Origin of the sequence: Shewanella sp. Sh95, assembly GCF_001308045.1 — a bacterium.
Lineage (GTDB): Bacteria > Pseudomonadota > Gammaproteobacteria > Enterobacterales > Shewanellaceae > Shewanella > Shewanella xiamenensis.
The window spans coordinates 20,402-33,497 of the sequence record NZ_LGYY01000235.1 but is presented as its reverse complement, the minus strand read 5'-3'; the positions used below and the strand labels follow the sequence as shown (position 1 = coordinate 33,497).

Annotated in this window: 8 protein-coding genes and 8 tRNA genes; 4 read left to right on the top strand and 12 right to left on the bottom strand. The window is 48.3% G+C overall.

What is annotated here, in order from left to right; genetic code table 11:
• Nucleotides 1-4: 4 nt before the first annotated feature.
• On the bottom strand, nucleotides 5-1,057 hold the full coding sequence (gene bioB, locus AEA42_RS17360; protein ID WP_037419448.1) for a biotin synthase BioB: 1,053 nt from the start codon (nucleotides 1,055-1,057) through the stop codon (nucleotides 5-7).
• A gap of 122 nt (nucleotides 1,058-1,179) precedes the next feature.
• On the opposite strand from bioB, the gene bioA reads away from it, so the two are divergent.
• On the top strand, nucleotides 1,180-2,538 hold the full coding sequence (gene bioA, locus AEA42_RS17355; protein ID WP_055648396.1) for an adenosylmethionine--8-amino-7-oxononanoate transaminase: 1,359 nt from the start codon (nucleotides 1,180-1,182) through the stop codon (nucleotides 2,536-2,538).
• Nucleotides 2,539-2,557: 19 nt separating this feature from the next.
• On the opposite strand, the gene AEA42_RS17350 is transcribed toward bioA, so the two are convergent.
• Nucleotides 2,558-5,995, bottom strand: a complete 3,438-nt coding sequence (locus AEA42_RS17350; RefSeq protein WP_037427492.1) for a NahK/ErcS family hybrid sensor histidine kinase/response regulator — start codon at nucleotides 5,993-5,995, stop codon at nucleotides 2,558-2,560.
• A 175-nt stretch (nucleotides 5,996-6,170) separates the two neighbouring features.
• On the opposite strand from AEA42_RS17350, the gene acs reads away from it, so the two are divergent.
• From acs to AEA42_RS17335, 3 genes are all read left to right on the top strand, one after another.
• Nucleotides 6,171-8,123: an acetate--CoA ligase gene (gene acs / locus AEA42_RS17345; RefSeq protein WP_055648395.1), complete on the top strand. Its 1,953-nt coding sequence runs from the start codon at nucleotides 6,171-6,173 to the stop codon at nucleotides 8,121-8,123.
• Between the two features lie 227 nt (nucleotides 8,124-8,350).
• The gene (locus AEA42_RS17340) at nucleotides 8,351-10,123 is read left to right on the top strand and encodes a DEAD/DEAH box helicase (protein WP_055648394.1); all 1,773 of its coding nucleotides are present in this window, start codon (nucleotides 8,351-8,353) and stop codon (nucleotides 10,121-10,123) included.
• A gap of 60 nt (nucleotides 10,124-10,183) precedes the next feature.
• Entirely contained in the window at nucleotides 10,184-10,444 is a 261-nt protein-coding gene (locus AEA42_RS17335; protein WP_011072684.1) for a GrxA family glutaredoxin, read from the top strand.
• Between the two features lie 272 nt (nucleotides 10,445-10,716).
• Here the strand turns inward: AEA42_RS17335 and AEA42_RS17330 are convergent.
• The 10 genes from AEA42_RS17330 to pal form a co-directional block, all read right to left on the bottom strand.
• A tRNA-Lys gene (locus AEA42_RS17330) sits at nucleotides 10,717-10,792 on the bottom strand.
• Nucleotides 10,793-10,825: 33 nt separating this feature from the next.
• Nucleotides 10,826-10,901 (bottom strand) — tRNA-Lys (locus AEA42_RS17325).
• Between the two features lie 33 nt (nucleotides 10,902-10,934).
• Nucleotides 10,935-11,025: transfer RNA gene (locus tag AEA42_RS22425), tRNA-Lys, on the bottom strand.
• A gap of 35 nt (nucleotides 11,026-11,060) precedes the next feature.
• Nucleotides 11,061-11,136, bottom strand: a tRNA-Lys gene (locus tag AEA42_RS17320).
• Between the two features lie 35 nt (nucleotides 11,137-11,171).
• Nucleotides 11,172-11,247: transfer RNA gene (locus AEA42_RS17315), tRNA-Lys, on the bottom strand.
• 37 nt (nucleotides 11,248-11,284) lie between these two features.
• Nucleotides 11,285-11,360: transfer RNA gene (locus AEA42_RS17310), tRNA-Lys, on the bottom strand.
• Between the two features lie 35 nt (nucleotides 11,361-11,395).
• Nucleotides 11,396-11,471 (bottom strand) — tRNA-Lys (locus tag AEA42_RS17305).
• 54 nt (nucleotides 11,472-11,525) lie between these two features.
• Nucleotides 11,526-11,601, bottom strand: a tRNA-Lys gene (locus AEA42_RS17300).
• 142 nt (nucleotides 11,602-11,743) lie between these two features.
• Nucleotides 11,744-12,496 carry a tol-pal system protein YbgF gene (gene ybgF / locus AEA42_RS17295; protein WP_055648393.1) on the bottom strand — a complete coding sequence of 251 codons (753 nt, stop codon included), beginning with the start codon at nucleotides 12,494-12,496 and terminating at the stop codon, nucleotides 11,744-11,746.
• Nucleotides 12,497-12,520: 24 nt separating this feature from the next.
• Nucleotides 12,521-13,057 carry a peptidoglycan-associated lipoprotein Pal gene (gene pal, locus AEA42_RS17290; RefSeq protein ID WP_055648392.1) on the bottom strand — a complete coding sequence of 179 codons (537 nt, stop codon included), beginning with the start codon at nucleotides 13,055-13,057 and terminating at the stop codon, nucleotides 12,521-12,523.
• Nucleotides 13,058-13,096: the final 39 nt, after the last annotated feature.

Genomic DNA, 13,096 nt, shown 5'->3' with positions numbered 1-13,096 from the left:
GTGTCTATAGCGCAGCCGCATCATAAAACTGAGACGTAGCTTTATCTTGGTGAGCCGCAGCTTTAGCTAATACCGCTTGCTCATCATCGATAGTCGCGGCTGCGCCCTGCTCAGGACGTAAGCCCAGACGGCGAAACAGCCCCATATCGTCACTTTCTTCAGGGTTTGGCGTAGTCAACAGCTTGCAGCCATAGAAAATCGAGTTAGCACCTGCAAAGAAACACATAGCCTGCAGCTCGTCAGTCATGTTTTCACGGCCCGCCGATAAACGCACACGGGACTTAGGCATTAAAATACGTGCCACGGCGATGGTACGGACAAACTCCAGCGGATCTAAATCATCGAGTTTTTCGAAGGGAGTACCGGCCACTTTGACTAGCATATTGATCGGCACAGAATCCGGATGCTGGGGTAAATTCGCCAGTTGTTGTAATAAACCCGCCCGGTCTGTGGCCTTCTCACCCATACCAACAATGCCACCAGAGCAAACTTTCATGCCCGATGCGCGCACATGGCTTAAGGTATCTAAGCGGTTTTGATAGGTACGGGTGGTGATCACATCGCCGTAGTATTCAGGCGAGGTATCTAAATTGTGGTTGTAATAATCAAGGCCCGCATCGGCCAACTCGTTGGCTTGCTCGGCGCTTAACATCCCTAAGGTCATGCAGGTTTCCATGCCGAGGGCTTTCACCTCTTGCACCATTTGCTTAAGGTATGGCATGTCTTTATCTTTCGGGTTACGCCAGGCGGCGCCCATACAGAAACGCGAAGCCCCCGCGGCTTTGGCACTGCGCGCTTCGGTGAGCACGGTTTCCATCGCTAAGAGACGCTCTTTTTCAAGGCCAGTGTCGTAACGCGCACTCTGCGGACAATATTTACAATCCTCAGGACAAGCACCGGTTTTGATCGACAGTAAGCGGCTAATCTGCACTTCGTTAGGATCGTACACTTCACGGTGGATACTGTGTGCTTTAAATAATAAGTCATTCATCGGCAGCGCAAATAAGGCTTCGATTTCTTCCCGCTTCCAATCATGACGAACTTGCAACTGCGACATTGAACACCCTTTTATTTTTGTATTTTACCTTGGCTAGGATAACCTCAGCCCTTAAACTGTCAACGCCAACCAGTGATACAGGTTTACCACTGATTAATTTTCAATCAACGCTGTGAGCTTTTATGCGCAATTTACTCGATTTTGATTTTGATAGCGCCCATATTTGGCACCCTTATACCTCTATGACTCGCGCACTTCCTGTTTTTGGGGTACACAGTGCCCAAGGCTGCGAGCTGGAATTGGTCGATGGCCGTAAACTTATTGATGGCACCAGCTCTTGGTGGGCCTGCGTGCATGGCTATGGTCATCCGGCAATATTAACGGCGATGGAGCAGCAATTGCACCAACTCAGCCATGTCATGTTTGGTGGCATTACCCATGAACCCGCCATTACACTCTGCAAAAAACTGCTGGCGATGACCTGCGAGCCCCTCACTAAAGTCTTTCTGTGCGACTCAGGCTCAATTGCCGTCGAAGTTGCCATCAAAATGGCGCTGCAATATTGGCAGGGGCAAGATTTGCCTTTAGCGCAAAAAGCCCAAAAACAGCGCATTCTCACGGTGAAAAAGGGCTACCATGGCGATACTTTTGCCGCCATGAGTGTCTGCGATCCCGAAGGTGGCATGCATACCATGTTTGGTGAAGCAGTCACTAAACAATGTTTTGTCGACGCGCCGCAAACGCCCTTTGGAGAATCGTTACACCAAGACGATTTAGCACCCATGCAGCGTATATTGCGCGAGCAACATCAAGACATTGCTGCCGTGATTATCGAACCGATTATGCAGGGCGCAGGGGGCATGCGCTTCTACAGCAGCGAATATTTACGCGGCCTGCGTGCCCTGTGTGATGAATATAATGTGCTGCTTATCCTCGATGAAATTGCCACGGGTTTTGGCCGAACCGGTAAGTTATTTGCCTATGAACATGCCGACATCACGCCGGATATCCTCTGCCTAGGCAAAGCATTAACAGGCGGTTATATCAGCCTTGCCGCCACCTTATGCACGGATAACGTCGCCCAAGGCATTAGCCAATCGCCCGCCGGCGTCTTTATGCATGGCCCGACATTTATGGGCAATCCCCTCGCCTGCGCCGCCGCTTGCGCAAGCTTAGATTTAATCAATCAGCAGGAATGGCCAGCACAGGTTGCTGCCATCGAGCAGCAAATGCAGCGCGAGCTTGCCGATGCCATCGATATTCCCAGCGTAAAAGAAGTGCGCGTGCTTGGCGCGGTTGGTGTGTTAGAAATGCACCAAGCGGTGAATACCGCGGCGCTGCAGCAGCAATTTGTCGACCTAGGCGTATGGGTTAGACCCTTTGCCAACCTAATTTATATTATGCCGCCCTATGTGATAAGTTCGGCGCAGCTCAGCCAACTCACCCAAGCGATGAAGCAAGTCGCGGCCACAATTACACCATCGAAAACCACTTCGGATGACGCAAGTCGAGGCCAAAACATCTGCATCAGCCATGGCTAATCGCCATGGCTGCAAGTTATTAAGCCTTCTTGACCAGGCTTGATATCAATGCCCGCAGCGCTGCCGGTTTAATCATTTTGGCCATATAGTGATAACCGCGGCGCTGCACATCTTCCACCAGCTCTTTGCGAGTGTTCGCTGTGATTAAAATGCCCGGTAACTCTTTGCCATAGAGTGCGCGGATCCCATCCATCGCATCAACACCGTTTTGACCATCATCCAAGTGAAAATCGGCTAACACGATATCGGGCGCCACGCCTTTAAGGCCTAACTTAATCCTCGCGTCGGCTAAATCCTTGGCACAAATCACCTCACACTGCCAACGACTGAGTAAGCTCTCAAGCCCCGCAAGAATCGCCTCCTCGTTGTCGATACACAATACTTTAATCCCTGATAACGGTTGTAATAACGATGGCAATGCCTTCACCTGCGGCTGACGCACGGTTTCCCCTAAGGGAACCGTAATGGAAAACACCGAGCCACGCCCCAATTGCGAAGACACCTGAATACTGTGATTAAGTACCCGGCTTATCCTATCGGCAATCGCCAACCCTAACCCTAAACCGCTGACACTTTTACTACGTGGATTATTTAAGCGTTTAAATTCTTTAAATATTTCATGAGTTTCATGCTCATCAATTCCGCAGCCCGTATCGAGTACTTGGATCTCCAATTCGCTGCCGCGATGACGGCAACCAAACAGCACTCGCCCACCACGGGCATAACGGTAGGCATTGGTTAAAAAGTTTTGTAGCACGCGCCTGAGCAAAGAAGGATCAGAATTCACCGTCGCGCTGCAGGGGATCATCTTAAAGCGAATTTGATTGTCCGCCGCCATCGCCTCAAATTCGACCGACAGACCATTAAGTAGCTCAGATATAGCAAAGTCACGGCGGTTCACTTCGACCATGCCAGAATCCAACTTAGAAATATCCAATAAGTCGGTGAGCAACTCGCCGGCGGTTTTAAGCGAGCTATTCACATGGGATAAGGTGGTGCGTGCCTCGCGATCCAAATTAGGGTATTGGGATAACGACGCAGTAAACAATCTTGCCGCATTCAGTGGCTGCATTAAATCGTGCCCCACCGCCGCTAAAAAGCGACTCTTAGAGGCGTTAGCCATTTCTTCCTGTGCTTTGGCCTCAAGTAACTCACTATTTAGCAGAGCTAGTTCGTAGGTACGTTCTTTAACACGCGACTCGAGCGTTTCATTGGCTTCGAGCAACGCCCGTTCTTGCTCACGATATTGGGTAATGTCGGTAAAGGTCATCACAAAACCACCATCAGGCATAGGATTACCTTGAATTTTAATCACTTTACCGTCTTTACGTTGCCGCTCTGAAGTATGGGGCGTGCCATTACGCATATGCTGCACACGTTTTTCAACCTGTTGCTCTATATCGCCATCACCACAATAACCTCTGGCGGCATTAAAGCGGATCACTTCACTGATAGGCATCCCCTGCTGTAAAAAGCCTTCAGGATATTGATATAACTCGACATATTTGTAGTTCCATGCAACCAAGTTAAGGTCGCTGTCGATCACGCTCATCCCTTCGTAGGCATGCTCGATAGCGCCGCGCAGCATATCTTGACTAAGCATGATTTTGGATGAGGCTTCATCCACAAGGCTAAAGACTTCATCTAAGGCCAAGTCACGACCTTGTAAAACCGAATCCATAACTAAAGAAGCACTTGAAGCGCCGAGCACGCCAGCGAGTAAACGCTCGGTATGAGCAATCAGTTCTGGAGTCGCGGCCTTATGCCAACTGTCACTTTTAACCGCTTCGGTAGAGAAGCGACTAAAACTTTCATAGGCGCGGGTTGGACTCACAAAGCGGCTGGCTAAGATCAATAAATCCTGCTGCGAGATAGGGCCGCTTTTCTTATTGGCATTATTTTTAAGCTTACCTGGGCTGACAAAAGCACTGGCCTGAATACGCTCGGCTACCCCGGCCCTGAACCAAATCGAGCCCAACACATAACAGGCAATATTGGCAAATAACGCCGTAAGCGCATCACGCACATTCGGTGTAATAGCATCTAATAGGTCGAAATTACTAGACATTAATGTCGCTGGGCTTTGGTTACCCGTCATACCACTGAGCATGATGTAAAACCACAAGCTAAAACCCACACTGAGTCCTAAAAACACCCCTGCACGGTTACCGTGTTTCCAGTAGAGTCCACCCACTAACGCGGGTGCAAGTTGGGCAAAAGCACCAAAGGACAGCATCCCCAGATGCGATAGCGAGTCGCTGTCAGCCAGCGCCAGATAACTGCCGTAGCCCAACCCAAGGATGATGATAATCGCTAGGCGGCGGGCATTTAGTAGCATCTGCGAAAACTGGCTGAAGTTTTTCTCGCGGATATTGCCAGTACGTAACATCACAGGGACAAGCCATTCGTTACTCACCATAACACTGATTGTCACCACGGCCACAATCACCATCCCCGTCGCCGCAGATAAGGTGCCTAACAGCGCAATCACCGCCAGCAGCGGATGATCTAACGCAAGCGGTAAATTAATCACATAGGTATCAGCTGCAACGCTATCGCCCAAGATCAATTTACCCGCTAATGCCAGTGGCCCGACAAATAGGCCAAATAAGGCCAAATACAGCGGAAACAACCAACGCCCTTTAGACAAAACAGACTCATCGGCACATTCCACCACCATCACATGGAATTGGCGCGGCATACACAAAAATGCCGCCATGCCGACAAGCAGTTCAGGCATCAAGGTTTCAATACGGGGGTTTGGGTGATGAATTAACGCTTTATCACTCGCCTGCTGCCAAATATCGCCAAACCCGTCAAATACGCCAAAGCTAATCACCATCCCCACCAGCAAAAATGCCGCGAGTTTCACTAAGGATTCGAATGCGATAGCCAGCATCATCCCGGGATTATGCTCGGTAGCATCGAGCTTACGAGTGCCAAAAAGAATGGCAAATATGGCTAACAGCGCGGTGATCAGTAGCGCAATCATAATGCCATTTAAGGGGTCATCCGCGGGTTGAAATAGATTAAGGCTAAACACCATCGCCTTAAGTTGCAGCGCAATATAAGGCATGATGCCAAATAGCGCGATGAGGGTAACAATGGCCGCCAAGGTTTGTGACTTACCGTAACGGGCGGCGATAAAGTCGGCGACCGAGGTAATATTTTGCGCCTTGGACACGAGGACCATCTTGCGCAACATGCCAAACCCTAAGGTGAAGATCAGGATTGGGCCGATAAAAATCGGAATGAACGACCAAAAATCCTTAGCCGACTGTCCAACAGTGCCTAAAAAACTCCAAGAAGAACAATAAACCGCCAAGCTTAAGCCATAAATGACCACTTGCAGCTTCTTGGTCACGCCGCTAAACCAGCGCTCCGCCCCCCAGGCTAAAAGGAATAAAAGTGATACATAACAAATAGCAATAACGGCGACGACTAAGGTGAGATTCATATTTTTGCTCTTTTTTCCATTATTGTGCGATAAATAATGGCTGAAATCTAGCCAGATTTTCGAGTGCAACAGCCTAAATATAAAGGAAATTTTAAAACTAGACCAAGGTCTAATGGAGTTGACTCCCTCTTGCATACCATACTCAGACCACGCAATTTTTCGAAAGGGAAGCCCTATGAGCTCGCAGTCTCTCTACAAAGTCTCCGGCAATATCGCTGCCAATGCACTTGTAAATAACGATCAATATAAAACAATGTACCAAGAGTCGATTGTCAATCCAGAGGGTTTCTGGAGAGAGCACGGCAAACGCATCGATTGGATAAAGCCATACACTAAAATCAAAAAAACCACTTTTGACGATCATAATTTATCGATTAACTGGTTCTATGACGGCACCCTAAACGCATCGGCAAACTGTCTAGATCGCCATTTGGCGGAGCACAGCGACCGCGTCGCCATTATTTGGGAAGGCGATAACGCCAACGAACAACGCAAAATCACCTACGGTGAACTGCACACTCAAGTATGTAAATTTGCCAACGCGCTACGCAGCCAAGGCGTACGCCGTGGCGATATCGTCACGATTTATATGCCAATGGTGCCAGAAGCCGCCGTCGCGATGCTGGCCTGTGCTCGCATTGGTGCTGTGCATTCCGTTGTTTTTGGTGGTTTCTCACCCGATTCTATCGCCTCTCGGGTTATCGATGGTAAATCCAAAATCGTCATCACCTCCGATGAAGGTATGCGTGGTGGCCGCGCCATTCCGCTCAAACGCAACATCGACGATGCGTTAAAACATCCCGATGTGACCAGTGTTGAGAAAGTCATTGTGCTTCAACGCACTGGCGGCAAGATTGACTGGGTAGAAGGTCGCGATGTGTGGTGGCATTCACTGGTTGAAACCGCATCCGAACATTGCGCTGTCGAAGAAATGGGCGCAGAAGATCCGCTGTTCTTACTCTATACCTCAGGTTCAACGGGTAATCCAAAGGGCGTATTGCACACTACTGGCGGTTATATGGTGTATGCCTCCATGACCCACGAATATGTGTTCGATTACAAACCCGGTCAGATTTACTGGTGTACTGCTGATGTGGGTTGGATCACTGGCCACTCCTACATGGTATATGGCCCGCTTGCCAACGGCGCAACGGTGCTCATCCACGAAGGTGTTCCTAACCACCCAAGCCCTGCGCGTTTAGGCGAGATGATTGACCGCCATAAAGTCAATATTCTCTATACTGCACCAACGCTTATTCGTGCACTAATGGCCGAAGGTAAACAACATTTTGATAAGTACGATGGCAGCTCACTGCGCATCATGGGCTCTGTAGGCGAACCCATCAACCCAGAAGCTTGGCGTTGGTACCACGAGGTCATCGGCCACGAGCATTGCCCGATTGTCGATACTTGGTGGCAAACTGAAACAGGCGGTATTTTGATCACCCCACTGCCAGGCGCAACTGATACTAAGCCCGGCTCGGCGACTCGTCCTTTCTTTGGGGTACAACCGGCGCTCGTGGACAACATGGGTAACATTTTAGAAGGCGCAACCGAAGGTAACTTAGTGCTGCTCGACTCATGGCCTGGCCAAATGCGTACCGTATATGGTGACCATGAACGTTTCGTGCTGACCTATTTTAAAACCTTCCGTGGCATGTACTTTACCGGTGACGGCGCTCGCCGCGATGAAGACGGTTATTACTGGATCACTGGCCGCGTGGACGATGTGATTAACGTTTCCGGCCACAGATTAGGTACCGCCGAAGTGGAAAGTGCACTGGTGTCACACGAACTGGTCGCTGAAGCTGCTGTTGTGGGCTATCCCCATGATATTAAAGGCCAAGGTATTTACGCTTATGTGACCTTAACCCGCGGCACAGAAGAAAGCGAAGAACTTCGCCAAGAGCTGCGCCAATGGGTTCGCAAGGAAATTGGCGCCTTAGCAACTCCGGATCTTATCCAGTGGGCAACAGGATTGCCTAAGACACGTTCAGGCAAAATCATGCGCCGCTTCCTGCGTAAGATTGCCGCGAACGAAGTGACCAATTTAGGGGATGCATCAACACTGGCCGACCCAGCTGTGATTGAAACCTTGATTGAAACTCGCTTGAATCGCAACGAGTAATCGTTGTCCCACACTTAATCGTGATTTATCACGGTTAAGTGTTGCTTTAGCTCCTGTTCATTTGAACACCTGTCCGTTTTAGCAAGTGTTCCTTTTAATCAAGTAAACCCTGTTGAGAAAGTGCCTGATTGCCCCTTTCTCTTAGTTGCCCCTCCAACCAAGGGGCATTTTTTTGGTTCTGTGTTAAGCTTGGCGCTAAACTCAGTCGACCAAGAATAGCTAGCAGCGTGTCAGTTAATTCCAGCCCAAGCGTTACCCTCAGGGATTATCAGCAACAAGCCGTCGATGCCGCCATCGCGCATTTCAAAAAAAGCACCGATTCCGCCGTGTTAGTCCTACCAACTGGAGCAGGGAAAAGTATCGTTATTGCCGAGCTTGCCCGCATCGCCAGAGGACGCGTGCTGGTTTTAACCCATGTGAAGGAACTGGTTGCCCAAAACGCACAAAAGGTCGGATTACTGACGACCGAAGCTAGCATTTACTCCGCGGGGTTAAATCAAAAATCGACTGACGGCAAAACCGTTGTCGCCAGTATTCAATCCGCCGTGCGCGCCTTAACTCAATTCGATGAACCCTTCTCGCTAGTGATTATCGATGAATGCCACAGAGTCAGCCTCGAAAAAACCAGCCAATATCAGCAGATATTAAGTCATTTACAGCTGCGTAATCCCAAGCTGAGGTTATTAGGCCTGACTGCCACCCCTTATCGACTCGGGACGGGTTGGATTTATAAACGCCACTACCACGGCAAAGTCGGCTCGCCCGAGCTTGGGGTCTTCGAGCAGTGTATTTTCGAGCTTCCCATCCGTCCGCTGATTAAGCAAGGCTATTTAACTGCGCCCACCTTGTTCGATGGGTTAAGTGCCCAATATGACTTCAGCCAAATCAAGCCCAATGACAATGGCGAATATCCCGAGGCCCAAGTCAATGCGCTGCTGAACCACGCCGGACGCGCAACAACGGCGATTGTGAAGCAACTAATTGAATTGAGTCATCACCGCCAAGGGATCATTATTTTTGCGGCGACAGTGCGCCATGCTGAAGAAATTGTCAGCCAGCTCAACAAGGATCACAGCGAGCAAACAGCAATCGTCACGGCGCAAACGCCAGATAATGAACGTGATGAGCTTATCGAGCGCTTTAAAGCGAAGGAGCTTAAGTTCCTCGTCAACGTGGCGGTATTAACCACAGGCTTCGATGCGCCCCATGTGGATTTGATTGCGATTTTACGCCCCACCGCATCGGTGAGTTTGTTTCAGCAAATGATTGGCCGAGGCCTTAGGATCTGTGAAGGTAAAAAAGATTGTTTAGTGATTGATTACGCAGCCAATGGCTATGATTTGTATTTTCCAGAAGTCGGCCAAGCTAAGCCCAATAGCAAATCTGTCCCGGTCCAAGTGCATTGCCCTGTCTGCCAGTTTGCCAATATCTTTTGGGGATTAACCGACAAGGATGGCGATATTATCGAGCACTTTGGCCGTCGCTGTCAGGGCATTGTCGAGCATCATGGGCAAAAGCAGCAATGTGACTTTCGATTTAGGTCTAAATCCTGTCCCGATTGCGGACAAGAGAACGACATTGCGGCGCGTATTTGCCAGCATTGCCAGTCGACCTTAATCGACCCCGATAAACGCCTTAAGCAAGTATTGAATAAGCAACACCATCATCTGTTCCGCTGCCAGCATATGACGTTAATGGATGATGCGGGCGATCTTAAGGTGCAATATCTAGACATTGACGGAAATGAGTTTAATCGGCACTTTAAGCTGCAAACGCCCGCCCAATGGCGTGCCTTGTATGCGCTGTTTATTTTCCCCCATAGTCGCACGCCAGGCATTAAACCTAAGCAATACAAAAAAGTGTCTGAGCTGATTGCCGATAGTGCCGCCTTTCGGATGCCAGATCTGTTACTGCTGAAAAAGCACACAAAAGGCTGGGATCTGCTCGAAAGCTATTTCGATTACCAAGGGCGCTATCAAACTGAAAATAAACACATCTGACATTATCAATTCGGTTAGCGCTATGGTATAAAACGCTTAAAGTAATCCTAAGGAGCTATTATGTACGTTGTTATTTTTGGCCGTCCTGGCTGTCCTTATTGCGTGCGAGCAGTACAACTGTCAGAGCAACTCGTTGAAAAACGTGATGACTTTAAATTTAGATATGTAGATATCCACGCCGAAGGGATTTCTAAAGCGGATCTCGAGAAGACTGTCGGCAAGCCAGTCGAAACGGTGCCCCAGATATTCGTTGATGAAAAACACGTAGGTGGTTGCACCGATTTCGAACAATATGTTCGTGATAACAATCTGTTAGGTTAACCCTAATACGAGATAACAAGGAGACCTGTGGTCTCCTTTTTTACTTTTGCATCAGTTGTTACATCAATAATGTTGCAGAGTAAAGCAACCCCAATTTTGCTTGTTTCATTTTGTGTTTCCCCAGTTGTTATTATTTATCCGCAGCCAATATGGACCAATTAACACCCGAGCAAAACTGACAATAAGTCTATGAGCAAAGTAGAAAATGCAGTGAAATTAAGATTTTTAGTGATGAGTAGCGAAGGAAGATTTTTACTAGGAGAGATAAAGAGTGGTGGGTCGTGAAGGATTCGAACCTTCGACCAATTGGTTAAAAGCCAACTGCTCTACCGACTGAGCTAACGACCCATCGAGTGAACGCTGATTTTACACTTCAGTAAGTGGTGGGTCGTGAAGGATTCGAACCTTCGACCAATTGGTTAAAAGCCAACTGCTCTACCGACTGAGCTAACGACCCATCTAGTGAACGCTGATTTTACACTTCAGTAAGTGGTGAATCATGAAGGATTTCAACCATTCGATTGATTGGTTAAAAGCCAACTGCCCTAGCTTTATAACATAAGCGACTGAGCTAACGACTCATCTAAGAATTCTGAATTTTACACTTCCAGAAAAGTGGTGGGTCGTGAAGGATTCGAACCTTCGACCAATTGGTTAAAAGCCAACTGCTCTACCGACTGAGCTAACGACCCATCTAAAGACTCTGAGTTTTACACTTTCAGAAAAGTGGTGGGTCGTGAAGGATTCGAACCTTCGACCAATTGGTTAAAAGCCAACTGCTCTACCGACTGAGCTAACGACCCGTCTATTTTGACACTGATTTATTCACTTTCAGTAAAGTGGTGGGTCGTGAAGGATTCGAACCTTCGACCAATTGGTTAAAAGCCAACTGCTCTACCGACTGAGCTAACGACCCATCTAAGGATTCTGAATTTTACACTGTCAGAAAAGTGGTGGGTCGTGAAGGATTCGAACCTTCGACCAATTGGTTAAAAGCCAACTGCTCTACCGACTGAGCTAACGACCCATCTTATTTACAACACTTCAAATACCGCTAACTTATTCTATTTACTAGAGTAAGTGGTGGGTCGTGAAGGATTCGAACCTTCGACCAATTGGTTAAAAGCCAACTGCTCTACCGACTGAGCTAACGACCCATTTACTGGTATTTTGCGCCCCGAACGACCTCGCCGTTCCGAGGGCGCCTATAATACCTTTTTCATTTTCCCATGCAAGCGTAAATTCCCAATTTTTTGTCGTTTGCATGAAAAACAGACTAAGAGTATGTTTTTTAGTTAATTATGCTTTAATTGCAGCCAATTGTTGTTGGGCAATGCGTGCTGCAGCGCTGTTGGCGTAGTCTTTTACCACTTGTTGGTAGTATTGAGTCGCACCGGCTTTATCACCGGTTTTCTCTGCGATCATGCCAAGCTTCACTAGACTGTCACCACGTTTGTTGGAATCACTAAAACGGGTCACGACGGTATTGAAGGCTTGTTTGGCTTCAGCAAATTCACTCTTGTTAAACAGTAACTGTCCTAACCAATAGTTGGCATTGGCAGCATAAACTGAATCCGGATACTGTTTAATGAAGGCGCGAAACGCTGGGATAGCATCGTCATACTTGCGCTCTTTCAGCACTAAGTTCACCGCACCTTCGTAGCTGGCCGTTTCACTTAAGCTACTGGCGGCGGCATTGGCAGTTGCTGCGGCAGCAGCGGGCGTTGCAGGAGTAGAAGCTGCTGGCGCGGCAGCGGCTTTGGAGGATAAATTGGCAATTTCATCGTAAAGCTGACGCTGACGTTGTTGCATCTGCTCTATTTGATAATTCTGTTGTTCGGTCAAACCACGTAAGTCGAGAACTTCTTGCTGCAAAGTATCCAGACGGCGCTGCATATCAATTTCGCTTTGTTGTCTCGATTTTACAATGCGCTCTAAACGAGCAAGTCTGTCATCACCTGAACCACCAGCAATATCTTCAACAGGAGCAGGAGCTGCCACTGCAGCTCCTGCGCCGAAGAACATTGCCGTAATTAAGACGGCACGTTTCATCTAGTTACTCTCCGTAATTCAATCTTAGTAAACTAAAACTGCACGACGGTTTTTAGCAAAACCTTCATCGGTACGAGTGAAGTCAAGTGGCTTCTCTTCGCCATAGCTTACGATGCTCATTTGGCTAGGTTGTACACCCATGCCTTGTAAGTATTTAGCAACAGCTTTAGCACGACGCTCACCCAGTGCGATGTTGTATTCTGGCGTGCCACGCTCGTCGGCATGACCTTCAATCAATACACGTACGCTTGGGTGCTCAACTAAATAAGTACCGTGTGCTTCGAGTACGGCGGCATATTCAGTTTGAACTTCACTGCGGTCGAAGTCGAAGTAAATGATGTGTTCTTTTCTCAACTGCTCGAGTTGCTGACGTTGTTGCTCTTCAGGTGACAACATTCCACCAATACCGCCAGTTTGAACGCCACCACCATTCAGTTCGCTACCAGAACCGTTTGTAGAGCCCATTGCATCAGTTTCTGATTCAGAAGTTGAGCTACACGCACTAATAGCCATAATTGGAAGTGCTACCAACATAGCTTTTAACAACTTGTTCAGATCCATTATCTGTTCCTTATAAAATTAAATGTGAATAAATCTAGC